The organism is Streptomyces sp. NPDC053069 (assembly GCF_044546895.1).
Lineage (GTDB): Bacteria > Actinomycetota > Actinomycetes > Streptomycetales > Streptomycetaceae > Streptomyces.
Map to the genome: position 1 here is coordinate 36,062 of NZ_JBITZN010000004.1, position 14,754 is coordinate 50,815.

General features: G+C 71.0%; 15 protein-coding genes. 5 read left to right on the forward strand and 10 right to left on the reverse strand.

Going from position 1 to position 14,754, the window contains the following annotated elements; translation table 11 throughout:
* Positions 1-11 precede the first annotated feature (11 nt).
* The 4 genes from ACIGXP_RS10005 to ACIGXP_RS10020 form a co-directional block, all read right to left on the reverse strand.
* On the reverse strand, positions 12-788 hold the full coding sequence (locus ACIGXP_RS10005; protein WP_399766239.1) for an SRPBCC domain-containing protein: 777 nt from the start codon (positions 786-788) through the stop codon (positions 12-14).
* Between the two features lie 122 nt (positions 789-910).
* Complete coding sequence (locus ACIGXP_RS10010; protein ID WP_399766242.1) at positions 911-2,548, reverse strand: polyamine aminopropyltransferase; 1,638 nt, start codon at positions 2,546-2,548, stop codon at positions 911-913.
* 79 nt (positions 2,549-2,627) lie between these two features.
* On the reverse strand, positions 2,628-3,170 hold the full coding sequence (locus ACIGXP_RS10015) for a DUF2617 family protein (RefSeq protein WP_363216132.1): 543 nt from the start codon (positions 3,168-3,170) through the stop codon (positions 2,628-2,630).
* Between the two features lie 317 nt (positions 3,171-3,487).
* Complete coding sequence (locus ACIGXP_RS10020; RefSeq protein ID WP_399766245.1) at positions 3,488-3,832, reverse strand: hypothetical protein; 345 nt, start codon at positions 3,830-3,832, stop codon at positions 3,488-3,490.
* 118 nt (positions 3,833-3,950) lie between these two features.
* Between ACIGXP_RS10020 and ACIGXP_RS10025 the strand changes: the two genes are divergently transcribed.
* Both ACIGXP_RS10025 and ACIGXP_RS10030 read left to right on the forward strand, forming a co-directional pair.
* Entirely contained in the window at positions 3,951-5,144 is a 1,194-nt protein-coding gene (locus tag ACIGXP_RS10025; RefSeq protein WP_363216117.1) for a pyridoxal phosphate-dependent aminotransferase, read from the forward strand.
* A gap of 113 nt (positions 5,145-5,257) precedes the next feature.
* Positions 5,258-6,412, forward strand: coding sequence for a hypothetical protein (locus tag ACIGXP_RS10030; protein WP_399766250.1), 1,155 nt, complete (start codon positions 5,258-5,260; stop codon positions 6,410-6,412).
* Positions 6,413-6,427: 15 nt separating this feature from the next.
* Here ACIGXP_RS10030 and ACIGXP_RS10035 read toward each other — a convergent pair whose 3' ends face one another.
* Positions 6,428-6,964: a YbjN domain-containing protein gene (locus ACIGXP_RS10035; protein WP_363216115.1), complete on the reverse strand. Its 537-nt coding sequence runs from the start codon at positions 6,962-6,964 to the stop codon at positions 6,428-6,430.
* A gap of 149 nt (positions 6,965-7,113) precedes the next feature.
* Here ACIGXP_RS10035 and ACIGXP_RS10040 point away from each other — a divergent pair, with 149 nt between their 5' ends.
* Positions 7,114-7,248: a hypothetical protein gene (locus tag ACIGXP_RS10040; protein WP_399766253.1), complete on the forward strand. Its 135-nt coding sequence runs from the start codon at positions 7,114-7,116 to the stop codon at positions 7,246-7,248.
* A 46-nt stretch (positions 7,249-7,294) separates the two neighbouring features.
* Here ACIGXP_RS10040 and clpB read toward each other — a convergent pair whose 3' ends face one another.
* The gene (gene clpB / locus ACIGXP_RS10045) at positions 7,295-9,892 is read right to left on the reverse strand and encodes an ATP-dependent chaperone ClpB (protein WP_363216113.1); all 2,598 of its coding nucleotides are present in this window, start codon (positions 9,890-9,892) and stop codon (positions 7,295-7,297) included.
* Positions 9,893-10,007: 115 nt separating this feature from the next.
* On the opposite strand from clpB, the gene ACIGXP_RS10050 reads away from it, so the two are divergent.
* The gene (locus ACIGXP_RS10050) at positions 10,008-10,400 is read left to right on the forward strand and encodes a pyridoxamine 5'-phosphate oxidase family protein (RefSeq protein WP_399766257.1); all 393 of its coding nucleotides are present in this window, start codon (positions 10,008-10,010) and stop codon (positions 10,398-10,400) included.
* A 157-nt stretch (positions 10,401-10,557) separates the two neighbouring features.
* Here ACIGXP_RS10050 and ACIGXP_RS10055 read toward each other — a convergent pair whose 3' ends face one another.
* Both ACIGXP_RS10055 and ACIGXP_RS10060 read right to left on the reverse strand, forming a co-directional pair.
* A complete protein-coding gene (locus tag ACIGXP_RS10055; protein ID WP_363216111.1) occupies positions 10,558-10,893 on the reverse strand; it encodes a hypothetical protein in 336 nt (111 codons plus the stop codon).
* Positions 10,890-11,147 (reverse strand): hypothetical protein, encoded by a 258-nt coding sequence (locus ACIGXP_RS10060; protein WP_363216110.1) that lies wholly within the window; start codon positions 11,145-11,147, stop codon positions 10,890-10,892. The genes ACIGXP_RS10055 and ACIGXP_RS10060 overlap by 4 nt, the downstream gene beginning before the upstream one ends.
* Positions 11,148-11,260: 113 nt before the next feature.
* On the opposite strand from ACIGXP_RS10060, the gene ACIGXP_RS10065 reads away from it, so the two are divergent.
* Positions 11,261-12,244 carry a helix-turn-helix transcriptional regulator gene (locus ACIGXP_RS10065; RefSeq protein ID WP_399766262.1) on the forward strand — a complete coding sequence of 328 codons (984 nt, stop codon included), beginning with the start codon at positions 11,261-11,263 and terminating at the stop codon, positions 12,242-12,244.
* A 75-nt stretch (positions 12,245-12,319) separates the two neighbouring features.
* Here the strand turns inward: ACIGXP_RS10065 and ACIGXP_RS10070 are convergent, their stop codons facing one another.
* Positions 12,320-13,366, reverse strand: a complete 1,047-nt coding sequence (locus ACIGXP_RS10070) for a LuxR C-terminal-related transcriptional regulator (RefSeq protein ID WP_399766265.1) — start codon at positions 13,364-13,366, stop codon at positions 12,320-12,322.
* Positions 13,367-13,585: 219 nt separating this feature from the next.
* Positions 13,586-14,692, reverse strand: a complete 1,107-nt coding sequence (locus tag ACIGXP_RS10075) for a sugar ABC transporter substrate-binding protein (protein ID WP_399766268.1) — start codon at positions 14,690-14,692, stop codon at positions 13,586-13,588.
* Between the last annotated feature and the right edge of the window lie 62 nt (positions 14,693-14,754).

Here is a 14,754-nt window from a genome sequence, read left to right on the forward strand (position 1 = left end):
CGGAACCTGGCTCAGCGACGCCTGCGCAGCGCCCGGCCCACCACGATCGCGGACGCCACCGCCAACGCCGCCGCCGGCGCCGCCCAGCGCAGCGCCGACGTCGCCGTGACCGTCTGCGGTGCCGGAACCGGTGCGTAACGCCCGCGCGGCGGGGCGTGGTCGACCTCCTCGGCGCTGCGGCCGATCATCGTCCGGCGCGCGTGCGCGGCCTCGGCGGGCGGCTCACCGGTGTCGGCGAAGTCCTCCGAGAGACGGTCGGCCGCCGGGTCCAGCGAGGGCTGCGGGACCTCGGTGTCGAAGACGGAGGTGTGCTCGGTCTCGGGCTCGGGCCCCTGCTTCCCCGCGGTCCTTGTCTGCTCCCCCGGCGCCTCCGTCGTCGCCAGGTTCTCCACGAAACGGTTCAGCAGACGGGTCGCCGCCGCGCTCACCGCGTCCGGCGGCAGCTCGACGATGCGGCCGTCCGCGTCCGCCGTGCCCTCGGCCCTGACCGTCGTACCGCCCTCGGTGTCCGCGAGGCTCAGGGTGAGGCTGAGTTTCACGGCGCCGGTGCCGCGGGCCTCGGTGGCGTCGGCCTCGACGGCGTACGTGCCGTTCTCGCGGGCGGTCACCCGTGCCGTGCCGCGGTAGGTGACGGAGTGTCCGCCCACGCGCAGTTTCAGGCGCCCGGCGACGGGTTCGGCACCGGCGTCCTGTTGCAGGCCGGGGATGGCGCGGGCGACCTGGGCGGGATCGGCGAGGGCGTCCTTGAGCCGCTCGACCGGGACCGGGACGAAGACCTGGTGCTCCATGTCCGCTGAGCCTACCCAGGTGTGACCGGAAAGTACCCCGGCGAAAACCGGCTCCTCGACACCGGCGCTCTCAGTACCGGCTCTCCGTACCGGCTCTCGGCTCCGGCCCTCGGTACCGGCTCTCAGTACCGCGGATGCACCAGCGTCGAAGCCGGCAGCCCCCCGATCCGCTTCCGTGCCGCCGCCCTCCCGTCCGCCGTCAGGTCGCGCTGGGTCAGCGTGTGCGCCTGCCAGGACCCCAGCCGCAGCGGTGGCGGAGTGTGTCCCGCGGCCGCCAGCAGGAACCCCCAGTCGTGCGGGGCTCCGGACGCGCCGGCCGAGCGGTCGGGACCGGCGGGGAAGCCGGAGTCGTGGCCGAGGACCCGGTAGGGGGAGGCGGCGAAGCCGGCCGCGCGCAGGGTTGCGGCCACCGTCCAGAAGACAAGGGGACGGGTGGTGACGGACCCGGCGTGCACGACGAGCCGGCCGCGGGGGGCGAGGGCGCGGCGGGCCAGGCCGTAGAACTCCTGGGAGTACAGCTTGGTGCTGGCGGTGATCCCGGGGTCGGGGAGGTCGGCGATGACGACGTCGTACGACCGTCCCCGTGCCCCGCGCAGCCAAGCGAGCGCGTCGGCCGTGGTGGTGTGGAGGCGGGGGTCGGCGTAGGCGTGGCCGTTGGCGGCGGCGAGGCCGGGGTCGTGGCGGGCCAGGCGGACCAGTCCGGGGTCGAGTTCGACGAGGTCGACGCGGCGTACCCCGGGCCGGCGCAGCACCTCGCGGGCGGCGAGGCCGTCGCCGCCGCCGAGGATGAGGACACGCGCGTGCGGCCCGCCGGACATGGCGGGGTGCACGAGGGCCTCGTGGTAGCGGTGTTCGTCGCGGCCGCCGACCCGGAGCCGGCCGTCCAGGAAGAGGTCGAGGGGCTTGCCGTCGGTGCCGCCGGCCAGCACGACCTCCTGGACGCCGGTCTGTTCGGCGACCCGGACGTCGTCGCCGTAGACGGCGTGCCGGGCGGCGCGTTCGAAGTCGTCGGCGAGCGCGGCGGCGGAGGCGAGGACACCGAGGACGACGAGGCCGACGACGAGCAGGGTCCAGCGGGCCCGGCAGGTCAGGTCGCGGCGGAAGAGGCCCAGCACCAGGGCGCCGCCCGCCACCACATTGACCGTGCCGGTGACCAGAGCGCCCGTCAACTGGCCCAGGAACGGCAGGAGGAGGAAGGGGAAGGCGAGGCCGCCGACCAGCGCGCCCACGTAGTCCGCGGCGAACAGATCGGCCACCGCGCCGCCCGCGTCCTGGTGGCGGATGCGCTGGATCAGCTCCATCAGCAGCGGGACTTCGGCGCCGATGAGCAGGCCGATGGCGAGGGAGAAGGCGACCAGGAGGCAGCGCGGGCCCTCGGCCCACAGCCCGCCCCAGTCGCCGGTCCAGGCGAAGACGGCGTACAGCACCATCGCGCTGCAGCCGCCGACCAGCGCGAGGACGGTCTCGATCGCGCCGAAGCCGGCCGCCGCGTGCCAGCGCAGCCGTTTCGCGCCGAGGGAGCCGATGCCCATCGCGAACACCATCACGGACAGCACGACGGAGGCCTGGGTGACCGAGTCACCCATCAAGTACGAGGCGAACGCGACGAGTTCGAGTTCGTAGACGAGTCCGCAGGCGGCACAGACGAAGACGCACACGAGAACCAGGAACCGCCCGGTGCCGGGCCGGACGGGCAGCCGGGCGGGGCCTGTCCAGGAGGGCGGGGCGCCCGGCGGCGCGGGGGCGTGCGGTTCGATCACGTTGCGACGGTACGTCACATGTGCGGCACGCTTCGTCACCCACACGTGTGGAACTGGGGGCAGTTGACACCCGGCGGGTTTATGTCGGCGCGGTGTCCTCGGCGGACTCTGCCACCCTGACCCGCGCCCCGACCCGGGTGCGGGTGGCCACCAACTGGCCGTCCTGCGGGTAGGCGTGCCAGGTGCGCCAGTGCACCTGACCCTCGTGGCGCTGGGCCAGCATCGCGGTGAAGGCGTGCGGGCTGCCCGGGAAGACGCCCGCGAGGCCGTGCGGATGGTCGGAGACGAGGGCCAGCAACTCCTGGGCGCGGCCCGCGAACGAGCCGGGGCTGAGCACCTCGACGCGTGCGGCGAACTCGTACTCCCAGTCGCCGACCCGCTTGGCGACGCCGAGCGGCAGCGGGGTGCTGGAGCCGGGGATGCACGCGACCGTCTCCGAGCACAGGCCCCGCTCCTCCTCCAGCAGCACCTGGTGGGATGCGCCGAGCAGTCTCAACTGGAGCTTGGTACCGGTGAGTTCCAGATCGAGGGTGGCCAGGGCCGGCAGCGGCTCGCGTCCCAGAGCCCAGGCCAGGTCGGCAGCGCGCGTATCGGTGTAGGAGGTGTTCAGGGTCGTGAGCATGGATCGGCTCCGCAAACACGCGATGAGGGGGGAGATCGGCCATGTCAGCCCAGCCGGCTCGGCCGGGTGGGGAGTCTCAGGGACGTCCGAGGGGCTGCGTTGGCGATTTAGAGGGAATCATGAACAGAGGCGCCCCCACCGCGTTTTTACCCAACTTCGTGGGGTTTCCATCCCTCAGAGGGCTCCACAGTTCAACTGTTCAACCATGGCGTGCGCCGGGCGCGAGGACGAGACGGCGGGCGCCCGCCGGTTGCCTTCGCCGGCGGGCGCTCGCGTGCGGCCGTATGCGGTTCCCCCGAAAGCTCAGCTGCCCCGTGTCAGCTGCCTCCGCCGCATCCGCCCCCGCCGCCGCCGCACGACGAACCTCCGCCGCAGGAAGAACCCCCGCCGCAGGAGGAGTGGCCTCCGCAGGAGTGGTGGCCGCCGTGGTGTCCCCCGTGGTGCCCGCCCGACGAACCGGAGTCGGCGCTGCCCGCCCACCAGCTGTTGCTGCTGCCGTCGTACGACGACGAGGACGACGACGAGCGGTACGACCCGGACCGGCCGCGGCCGCCCTTGTCGAGCGACACCCTGCGCTGCCGGTTGCCGGACCGTGCCCCCGCCATTGCCGTGAGGGTCACGAACGCGACCACGACCAGGATGAAGATGATGCCGACGGCCATGGCGTCACCCTCCTTCCGTTCCCCCGAAGCGGCCCCCCGTGGACCGCGGTGACCGGGGGATGCCCGGCCGTCCCAGGGCTCAAAGCAGAGTTGAGGAACTCCAGAGCTTGGGCGCAGGATGACCGGCATGACCTCCAGTGCACGTCCTCACCTCAACCGCCGGCTCGCCGCGTTCGGGACGACGATCTTCGCGGAGATGTCCGCGCTCGCCGTGTCGACCGGATCGATCAACCTGGGCCAGGGCTTCCCCGACACCGACGGACCCGAGGAGGTGCGCGAGGCGGCGGTGCGGGCGCTGCGCGAGGGCCGCGGCAACCAGTACCCGCCGGGCCCCGGCATCCCCGAGCTGCGCACCGCGATCGCCGCGCACCAGCAGCGCCGCTACGGGCTGTCGTACGACCCCGACACCGAGGTGCTGGTCACGGCGGGCGCGACGGAGGCGATCGCGGCGGCGCTGCTGGCGCTGGTGGAGCCGGGCGACGAGGTCGTGGCCCTGGAGCCGTACTACGACTCCTACGCGGCGAGCATCGCGATGGCGGGCGGCACGCGCGTGCCGGTCACGCTGCGTCCGCACATCGAGGAGGGGGCGTCCTTCCGCCTGGACCTGGACGAGCTGCGCGCCGCCGTCACCGACCGCACCCGGCTGCTGCTGATCAACACCCCGCACAACCCGACCGGTACGGTCCTCACGCACACGGAGCTGGCCGCGATCGCCGAGCTGGCGGTCGAGCGGGACCTGCTGGTGGTGACGGACGAGGTCTACGAGCACCTGGTCTTCGACGGCGCCGGACATCTGCCGCTCGCCTCGTTCCCCGGCATGCGCGAGCGCACGGTGACGATCGGCTCGGCCGGCAAGACGTTCTCCTTCACCGGCTGGAAGGTCGGCTGGGTCACGGCCGTGCCGGAGCTGGTGAGCGCGGTCCGCTCGGTGAAGCAGTTCCTGACCTACGTCTCCTCGGGCCCCTTCCAGTACGCGGTCGCCGAGGCCCTGGCCCTCCCCGACTCCTACTTCGAGGAGTTCCGCCGGTCCATGCTGGCCCGCCGCGACATCCTGGCGAAGGGCCTGGCGGAGGCGGGCTTCGAGGTCTTCGTCCCGGCCGGCACGTACTTCATCACCACCGACATCCGCCCGCTCGGCGAGAAGGACGGCTTCGCCTTCTGCCGCACCCTGCCGGCACGCGCGGGCGTGGTGGCGATCCCCAACGCCGTGTTCTACGACGACCGGGAGGCCGGGGCACCGTTCGTACGGTTCGCGTTCTGCAAGCGGGAAGAGGTCCTGCGGGAGGCCGCCGAAAGACTCCGGGCGCTGTAAGCGCGCCGGAAACTCAACGGCGCTTCCCCGTGTACGCGACACAGGTGAACCCATGACCCCGATGGCGGTCACCTGCTCGCGCTCGCACCCGCGCGCTTGCAGGGTGCGGTGATGTGACCTACGCCCGTACCATTCCCGCCCCGCCCCTCACCACACTGAAGCCGGCGCAGCGAGCCGTGGGACTGTTCCTGGGGGTCCGGCTCGCCGGGGTGGCCGTGCTCGCCCTCGTCGCGCATGTCGCCGGCCGGCATCCGCTGACGCTGCTGGGGCGGTCCTGGGACTCGGTCTGGTACCTGGGGATCGCCACCCACGGCTACGGCCACGACCTGCCCTCCCACGATCCCGGCCCGCACAGCGACCTGGCGTTCTTCCCGCTGTATCCGGCGCTGCTGCGGGCGGTGACCGCGCTGGCCCCGCTCGGTGGGGGCTCCGCCGGGCTGCTGATCTCGTGGACCGGGGCCGCCGTGGCCGCAGCCGGCATCCATGCGGTCGGCTCCCGGCTGTACGGGCGGACCACCGGCATCGCGCTGGTGCTGCTGTGGGGGCTGCTGCCGCACTCGGTGGTGCTGTCGATGGCGTACACCGAGCCGGTGCTGACCGCGTTCGCGGCCTGGTCGTTGTACGCGGTGCTGGCCGGGAACTGGCTGTGGGCCGGTGTCCTCGCGGCGCTCGCGGGGCTGGCCCGGCCGAACGGGTTCACGGTCGCCGCCGCGGTACTGGCCGCGGCCGGGGCAGAGGTGTGGCGGCGGCGCGGAAAGGTTACCCACAGGCTGTGGACGGGCGCGGCGCTCGCCCCGCTGGGCTGGACGGCGTACGTGCTGTGGGTGGGCCGGCAGAAGGCGGATCTGCTCGGCGGATACTTCGAGGTACAGCGGCTGTGGGGGTCGCGGTTCGACTTCGGCCGGGGCTCGCTGGAGTTCGTGCGCGCGATGCTGCTGCACGGCGGCCGGTTCGTGTTCCCGGTGGCGCTGGCGCTCGTCGTGGCGGGGGCGGTGCTGTACGCGCTGCTGGTCCTGGACCGCGCTCCGCTGCCGCTGCTCGTGTACAGCGGGGCACTGCTGCTGATCGCGCTCGGCGGCTCGGGTTTCTTCGAGTCCAAGCCGCGGTTTCTGCTGCCGGCGTTTCCGCTGCTGCTGCCGCTCGCCCGGGGGCTGGCGGGCATGGCGAGAGCCCGGCCCTGGCACGCGACCGTGCTGGTCGCGAGCCTGGCCGGGCTCAGCTGTCTCTACGGCGCGTACCTGGTGGTGTACGCGCAGGAGCCGCTGTAGGCCGTGCGGCGGGGCTTACTCGCCGTCGCCGTCGTCCTCGGGCTTGTCCGCCTCGTTGACCTCCTGCTCCAGGCCGAGCTGCTCGACGAGCCACTTGTCGAACTCGATCGCGGCCCGCACCCAGCTGACCGTGGAGGAGACGAAGTGGTTGATGTCGACGCCCGTGCCGATCAGCATCTGGGCCTCGCCGATCAGACGGACGGTGCCGTCGTCATGGGTGTGGGTGTAGACCTTGGGCCACAGGGTGCGGCGGTTCCAGTCGTCGACGGACTCCAGCAGCTGCGGCTTCTCGTCGATGGGGTGGGGGCGGTCGTAGAACGTCCGCACCGAGAAGACCGCCTGCTCGGCCTCCCCGCGGAACATGAAGTAGGTGCGGAACTGCTCCCACGGGGCCGCGAGGTCGCCTTCCTCGTCGACGACGTACTTCAGCTCCATCTGGTCGAGGAGCTGCTTCACGAGGTCCTGATCCGGGAGGACGGGGCCGGCCGGTCCCTGGGGCTGCGGTTCGGGCTGGCCCCCGAAGTTCGGAATCGAGGACGGGTCGATGCTCACCGTGTTTTTCCCTTCATGGTGGATCCAGCCATCCTCCCCCATGCGGGGAGGGGGGAGGCAAGCCCCGACGCCCTTGTCAGCCTTGGGCGGACACGATCCGGTCATCTGCCGGTGACGGTGTCAGGACCAGCGAGCGGCATGATCACGGCATGCGCATGAGGAGAGAGCTTCGGTGGCTGCTGTGGACCCTGTGGCTGGCGTGCCTGGTGGTCGCGGTCTGGTTCGCCGTCGCAGTGATCATGCTGCTGACGGAGGGCATGCCGTTCAATCAGCTGCAGAACTGACCCGGGCCCGCCCGCCATCGCGGACGGGCCCGGGCGGCGCCGTTCGTCACAGGGTCTTGCCGGTCTGCGGTCCCACGAGCAGGCCGTCCCCGAACCTGTCCACCCGCACCGTGTCGCCGTCGTTGACCTCGCCGGAGAGGATCTCCTTGGCGAGGCGGTCGCCGATGGCGGTCTGGACGAGGCGGCGCAGCGGGCGGGCGCCGTAGGCCGGGTCCAGGCCCTCCTCCGCCAGCCAGGCCAGCGCCTCGGGGGTGACGTCCAGGGTGAGCCGGCGCTCGGCCAGCCGCCTGGCCAGCCGCTCGATCTGGAGCTGCGCGATCCGCTCCAGCTCGGGCTTGGTCAGTGCCGAGAAGACCACCAGGTCGTCGAGCCGGTTGAGGAACTCCGGCTTGAACGAGGCCCGTACGGCCTCCAGGACCTGCTCCTTCTTCTCCGCCTCGCTGGTGATCGGGTCGATCAGGAACTGGCTGCCCAGGTTGGAGGTGAGCACCAGGATGGTGTTGCGGAAGTCGACCGTGCGGCCCTGGCCGTCCGTCAGGCGGCCGTCGTCCAGCACCTGGAGGAGGATGTCGAAGACCTCGGGGTGGGCCTTCTCGACCTCGTCCAGCAGGATGACGCTGTACGGGCGGCGGCGCACCGCCTCCGTCAGCTGGCCGCCCTCCTCGTAACCGACGTACCCGGGGGGTGCGCCGACCAGCCGGGCCACGCTGTGCTTCTCGCCGTACTCCGACATGTCGATGCGGACCATGGCCCGCTCGTCGTCGAACAGGAAGTCGGCGAGTGCCTTGGCGAGTTCGGTCTTGCCGACGCCGGTCGGGCCGAGGAAGAGGAAGGAGCCGGTGGGGCGGTCGGGGTCGGCGATGCCGGCGCGGGAGCGGCGGACCGCGTCCGACACGGCCCGCACGGCCTCGGTCTGGCCGATGAGCCGTTTGCCCAGCTCGTCCTCCATGCGCAGCAGCTTCTGCGTCTCGCCCTCCAGCAGGCGGCCGGCCGGGATGCCGGTCCAGGCGGCGACGACGTCGGCGATGTCGTCGGAGCCGACCTCCTCCTTCACCATCGTGTCCCTGGCGACCTCCTCCTCGGCCTCGGAGGCGGCCTCCAACTCCTTCTCCAGCTGCGGGATCTCGCCGTAGAGCAGCTTGGCGGCGGTGTCGAAGTCGCCGTCGCGCTGGGCGCGTTCGGCCTGGCCGCGCAGGTCGTCCAGCTTCTCCTTGAGCTCACCGACCCGGTTGAGGGACTGCTTCTCCTTCTCCCAGCGGGCGGTGAGGCCCCGCAGCTCCTCCTCCTTGTCGGCGAGGTCGCGGCGCAGCTTCTCCAGGCGGGCGAGGGAGGCCGGGTCGGTCTCCTTGCCGATCGCCAGCTCCTCCATCTTCAGCCGGTCGACGGCGCGCTGGAGTTCGTCGATCTCGACGGGCGAGGAGTCGATCTCCATGCGCAGCCGGGAGGCGGCCTCGTCGACCAGGTCGATGGCCTTGTCGGGGAGGAAGCGGGAGGTGATGTAGCGGTCGGAGAGGGTGGCGGCGGCCACCAGCGCCGAGTCCGCGATCTGGACCTTGTGGTGGGCCTCGTAGCGGCCCTTGAGACCGCGCAGGATCGCGATGGTGTCCTCGACGGTCGGCTCGGCGACCAGGACCTGCTGGAAGCGGCGCTCCAGGGCGGGGTCCTTCTCGATCCGCTCCCGGTACTCGTCCAGCGTGGTGGCGCCGACCATGCGCAGCTCGCCGCGGGCCAGCATCGGCTTGAGCATGTTGCCGGCGTCCATGGCGGAGTCCCCGCCGGCGCCCGCACCGACGACGGTGTGCAGCTCGTCGATGAAGGTGATGATCTGCCCGTCGGACTCCTTGATCTCGGCGAGGACGGCCTTCAGGCGCTCCTCGAACTCGCCGCGGTACTTGGCACCGGCCACCATCGCGCCGAGGTCGAGCGCGACCAGCCGCTTGTCCTTCAGCGACTCGGGCACGTCACCCTTGACGATCCGCTGGGCGAGCCCCTCGACCACGGCGGTCTTGCCGACGCCGGGCTCACCGATGAGGACGGGGTTGTTCTTCGTACGGCGGCTCAGCACCTGCACGACCCGCCGGATCTCCTGGTCCCGGCCGATGACCGGGTCCAGCCGGCCCTCGCGGGCGGCGGCGGTGAAGTCGGTGCCGAACTTCTCCAGGGCCTTGTACTGGCCCTCGGGGTCGGCGGTGGTCACGCGGCGTCCTCCCCTGGCCTTCTGGAAAGCCTCCTGCAGCTTCTTCGCGTCGGCGCCCTGCCGCTTGAGCACGTCCCCGGCCGCGCCGCCCTTCGCGGCGATGCCGATCAGCAGGTGCTCGGTGGACAGGTACTCGTCGCCGAGCGCCTTGGCGCGCTCGGTGGCGTCCGCGATGACGGCCAGCAGCTCACGGTTGGGCTGCGGCGGCGCGACCGTGGAACCGGTCACGCTGGGCAGTCCGGCGAGGATCTTCTCCGCTCCGGCGCGCACGGCGGCCTGGTCGGCCTCCACGGCGGCGAGCAGGTCGGTGATGTTCTCGTTCTCCTGCCCCGCGAGCAGCGCGAGGAGCAGGTGCGCAGGCGTGAGGTCCGGGTGCCCCTCGGTCACGGCGCGGTTGCTGGCCGCGTTGATCGCGTCCCGGCTCCTGTTGGTCAGCTCGGCGTCCACGTTGTCCGTTCTCCTCCTCGGCCACTCTCCACTGCTGACTTAACCAGCGTACACAAAGTTGAGCCTATTCCGCTCAAGGTAGGCGGCAAGGGTTGCGAAGGCTAGGTTGCGGGGCATGGTGAAGCCCTCTGAGCAGTACCTGGAGTTCTGGCGAGAACGCCACCTGTGCACCCTGACGACGCTCCGGCCCGACGGCAGCCCGCATGTGGTTCCGGTGGGGGTGACCTACGACGCGGAGGCCGGGCTGGCCAGGGTGATCACCAACGGGACCAGCGTGAAGGCCGGGCATGTGCGGGCGGCCGGGGCCGAGGGCGCCCGGGTGGCGGTGTGCCAGGTGGACGGCCGGCGCTGGGCCACGCTGGAAGGACGTGCACGGGTGCGGACGGAACCGGAACGGGTCGCGGAGGCGGTGCGGCGGTACGCCGAGCGCTACGAGCGGACGCCGGGGCCGAATCCGGCGCGCGTGGTGATCGAGATAGAGGTGGAGCGGACCTTGGGGAACGGCTGAGGCGGCCGAAAAGATTCAGCCACCCTGACAGCGCTCCCATACCGCGCAATGCCGGGGAATACCCCACAAAACTGCAGCGGCGTCACCGTGTTCAGGTCACGGTGACGCCGCTGCGGGGGGAAGCACCTGAGCGATCTTTTACGACGGGGGAATCGCGTCAGGCACTGCGGGGGGTGGCCGAGATGCTCGTCAGGTCCTGGTCCGTCGGTTCGACGAGCCGATGGTCCCGCTGGTCAAGGTTTACGAAGATCATTCCGTACCGGATGGCGCACCGCACCGGCTGGGGCGCGCCACGCGGCTTGCGCAGGCACCGGTACGCCCGCACGTCCTCGTCGTCGTCCCGGGTGACGACGACCGGCTCTCCGAACACGGTCACCATCAGCGAGTCACCACTGTGGGGGATGGCGGTGACCAGGTCGATGAAGTGCCAGCCGGAGCGGTAGGCCGTGGCCATTTCGCGACGGAAGGAGCGGTCGTCGGGTGGAGTGGTCATGACTCGGCGACCCACGTGCTGTCCCTGGGAGCGAACCATGTGCTGTCGCCCGGAGCAGCGGAGGCCTTGACGACCCACGTGCTGTCACCGGCACCGGCAGCAGACACGGTGCTCGTGCGCCAGGTACTGTCGCCCGCCGCGTCCGCCTTCGTCCCCGCGAGGCCATTCAGCGCCCCGAAGGCCACCACGGCGGAGAAGGCGGCGACAAGCGCCGAGCGAAGCATTTTCTTACGCATAGTCGGCTTCGTCCTCATGTGAAGGTCACCTCTCCCCCGTCCGAATACGACGATGGCCCATTCCGGCACGTCATGGCCACACAAACGATGCATCATGTTCCTGCACGTTCAGGACCCTGGGGGGTGGAGATTTGGCAACGAACGAGACTAAGCGGACACATCCCCACGGGCTGACCGACCTGTGCGAGGACGGACGCCGTCTTTACGGGAACGCTCTCCGAACGGGACGCCTAGCCCGCGCGGATGCGGAACCCGCACCCTGTCTGATGGAGTTCGCCCTTCTTCATCCCGACCCCGACGACCCGAACTGGCTCCGCCCGGTACCGCCTTCCATCGCCCTGGCCCAGCGGCTCACCCCCATCGAGCAGGAGATCACCCAGCGAAGGCGGCAGTCGATCGAACTGGCCGACGCTTTCGAGCCGTTCATGAGCATCAGTGCGCAGCCCACGGCGACCACACACTCGATCACCGTGCTGGAAGGCCTCGACCGGATCAACGCGGCACTCGATCTGGCCACGGCCCAGTGCCAGACCGAGATGCTCACCGTCCAGCCGAGCCGCCGCCGCCTCGAACACACCCTCACCCAGGGGCTGAAGCGGGACAGACCCCTGATCGAGCGGGGGTGCCGGATCCGGACGCTCTATCAGCACCCCGCCCGCTACAGCCCCGAGACGCTCGCCTACGTGGCCCAGTTCACCGACGGCAAGGTGGAGTACCGCACCATCGACGAACTCGTCGAGCGGCTGATCATCTGCGACGAGACCGTGGCCTTCATCCCGACCCGCGACGACGGGGAGATCGCCCTCGAACTCCGGCATCCGGGTCTCGTCCGCTATCTGATCAAGGTCTTCGAGTTCATGTGGACCCGCGCGGTCCCGCTGAGCGCCGGCGCCCCCTACGAGACCGCCCCCGACGGCATCACGGAGATCCAGCACTCCATCGCCAAGCTGCTGGTCGAGGGCCACGTCGACGAGGCCATCGCCCGGCGCCTGGGCATGAACGTCCGCACCTGCCGGGCCCACATCGCCAAGCTCGCGACGGCGCTGGGCAGCGGCAGCCGCGCGCAACTCGGGTTCCTCATCGCCCAGTCGGGGATCCTCAAGCAGGAGCCCTGACGCCGGAACACGACGCGGCCGAGGGGCCCTGCCCGATCCGCCGGGGCGGCCGGCACACCGCCCGGCCCGGCTGTCTCATCGCACGCTCGGGGATTGCTGATCAGGAGCCGTGAGCGCGCCGGCGGGCGGACCGGGGCGGCGGTGGCCGTCCAGGCCGACCTGGGCGATCCGGACGCCGAGTTGGGTGCGGCTGGCCGCGCCGAGGGTCTCCGAGAGGCGGGCGATGTGGGCGCGGCAGGTGCGCACGCTGATGCCGAGCCGCTCGGCGATCACCGCGTCCTGGTGACCCTCGGCGAGCAGGGCGGCGATGGACTGCTCGCGGTGCGAGATGCCCTCGATGCCGGTGTCGGGGAGGGGAGCGGTGAGCGGGATGGCCAGGCGCCACAGCCGCTCGAAGACCGTGACCAGGTAGGCGACCAGAGCCGGGTGGCGCAGTTCCAGGGCCATCGTGCGGTCGGCGTTGGCGGGGATGAAGGCCACCGTGCGGTCGAAGAGGATCAGGCGGTCGATCACCTCGTCCAGGGAGCGGGCCTCCACCGTGTCGCCCATCAGCTCCAGGTAGTTGAGCAGCCCCTGCCCGTGCCGGGCCACGTGCGTGTACAGGTCGCGCATGCGCACGCCCCGGCCGCGCAGCGCCAGCGCCCGGTGCAGCCCCTCGGTCAGCTCGGCCTCCCGGCGGATGCCGCCGGGCTGCACGGTGAGCACCTCGGTCGTGCACGCCTCGGTCGCCTCGTCCATCGCGGCCTGGATCCGGGACAGCCCGTCCAGCACCCGGATGGCGCTGCCCTCGGCGGGCGCGGCGAGCGCACCCAGCTGACGGCCGAGTCCGGCGTACCACTCGAAGGCGGCGACCGCCGAGCCCACCCGCCGCTGGCTCTCGCTGACCTCGTCGTAGACGCCGCGCAGCAGCCTGGTCATGACCTCCTGCGGGGACGTCGGCACCAGCCAGTCCATGTCGTCCGGGTCCGGGTGCAGCAGGGCCAGCTCCAGCAGGCAGGGCACCGTCTCGGCATCAGTGCGCGGCACCCGCCCGCGGCGTACGGCACGGGAATACACCCGATCCCCGGCCGCGCACAGTCGGTCGGCGCCGTGTGGATGCTCCTCCGCCCCGCGCCCGGCCATCGCCCATTTCACCCCCGGTGTGCTGCCACTTCCGCAGCGCAACTATGCGCGGCGTCGACCGGGTCCGCAACACGGCTCGGCTCAACGCGGCCACCGGAAAGCGCGGTTATGTCTGGATATCCGCCATGCTCCGTCCCCCGCATTGCAACAAGCTGAAGCGGTCCGCCAGGGGCGTGAGGGTTGTTGTCCCGCTGCTCTCGGGGGCGCGGGAAAGGCGCCCTACTTCAGGCCGATCGCCGCGCAGGCCGCCTTGTACTTGGCGGTGCAGATGTCGTCGACGGAGTAGATGCCGTCCGCGATGACCGTGGACTTGATGGTGTGCTTGGTCAGGGCGGTCGGCTGGATCAGCTTGGCCGGGATGTCCTTGGCGGTGGGGCTGTCCACCTTGTCCTGGGTGAGCGCGTCGAACTGGATGTCCTTGCCCTGGACCTTGGCAACGGCCATCTGTGCGGCGGCCTCGGCCTCGTCCGGGTAGGCCTTGTAGACGCTCATGTACTGCTCGCCGGCCAGGATCCGCTGGACCGCGTCGAGTTCCGCGTCCTGACCGGTGACCGGGGGCAGGTTCGTGACGCCGACCGCCTTCAGGGCCTTGATGACACCGCCCGCCATGCCGTCGTTGGCGGCGTAGACGCCGGCGATGTTGTTCTTGCCGACCGCGCTGATGGCCTTGGCCATCTCGGTCTCGGCGAGCTCCGGCTTCCAGTCCGTGGTGTCGTACGTCTCCGCGATCGTCACCTTGCCGTTCAGCTCGGAGAGCGCGCCCTGCTTGAACTGCTTGGCGTTCGGGTCGGTGGGCGAGCCGTTCACCATGACGATCTTGTCGGAGGTGTCGGTGTTCGGCCCGAGGGCCTCCAGCAGGGTGCGGCCCTGCACCTCGCCGACGAGCTCGTTGTCGAAGGAGACGTAGGCGTCGATCGGACCCTCGGCGAGACGGTCGTAGGCGATGACCGGGATGCCCGCGTCCTTGGCCTTCTTCACCCCGGCGGCGACGGCGTGCGAGTCGACGGCGTCGAGCAGGATGATGTCGACCTTGTCGTCGATCATCTGCTGCAGCTGCTCGGCCTGCCGGGAGGCGTCCGCGTCGGCGTTGGCGTACTTGACCTCGCCCTTCTTCCCGGTGAGTTCGGCGACCTTGTCCCTGATGATGGGGTAGTCGAACTTGTCGTAGCGGGTGTTCGCCTTCTCCGGCAGCAGCAGGCCGACGGTCATGTCGTTGCCCTTGCTCGGGCTCGCGTCCGCGCCGTTCCCTGTCGCGTCCAGCACGCCGCATCCGGCGAGCGAGAGGGTCATCGTGGACGCGGCCACGGATATGGCGATACGACGCATTCGAGAGCTCACTTCAGGTGCGTTCCGGACGTAGGGCTGCTATACGACCCAGGTGTCTGAAA

Bases quoted from the DNA above. Each gene is read 5' to 3' on its own strand.
- ACIGXP_RS10075 (WP_399766268.1), bottom strand. From the start codon at position 14,692: ATGCGTCGTATCGCCATATCCGTGGCCGCGTCCACGATGACCCTCTCG.
- ACIGXP_RS10015 (WP_363216132.1), bottom strand. From the start codon at position 3,170: ATGCTCACGACCCTGAACACCTCCTACACCGATACGCGCGCTGCCGAC.
- ACIGXP_RS10060 (WP_363216110.1), bottom strand. From the start codon at position 11,147: ATGAGGACGAAGCCGACTATGCGTAAGAAAATGCTTCGCTCGGCGCTT.
- ACIGXP_RS10025 (WP_363216117.1), top strand. From the start codon at position 3,951: ATGACCGGCATGACCTCCAGTGCACGTCCTCACCTCAACCGCCGGCTC.
- ACIGXP_RS10005 (WP_399766239.1), bottom strand. From the start codon at position 788: ATGGAGCACCAGGTCTTCGTCCCGGTCCCGGTCGAGCGGCTCAAGGAC.
- ACIGXP_RS10040 (WP_399766253.1), top strand. From the start codon at position 7,114: ATGCGCATGAGGAGAGAGCTTCGGTGGCTGCTGTGGACCCTGTGGCTG.
- ACIGXP_RS10070 (WP_399766265.1), bottom strand. From the start codon at position 13,366: ATGGCCGGGCGCGGGGCGGAGGAGCATCCACACGGCGCCGACCGACTG.
- ACIGXP_RS10055 (WP_363216111.1), bottom strand. From the start codon at position 10,893: ATGACCACTCCACCCGACGACCGCTCCTTCCGTCGCGAAATGGCCACG.
- ACIGXP_RS10050 (WP_399766257.1), top strand. From the start codon at position 10,008: ATGGTGAAGCCCTCTGAGCAGTACCTGGAGTTCTGGCGAGAACGCCAC.
- ACIGXP_RS10020 (WP_399766245.1), bottom strand. From the start codon at position 3,832: ATGGCCGTCGGCATCATCTTCATCCTGGTCGTGGTCGCGTTCGTGACC.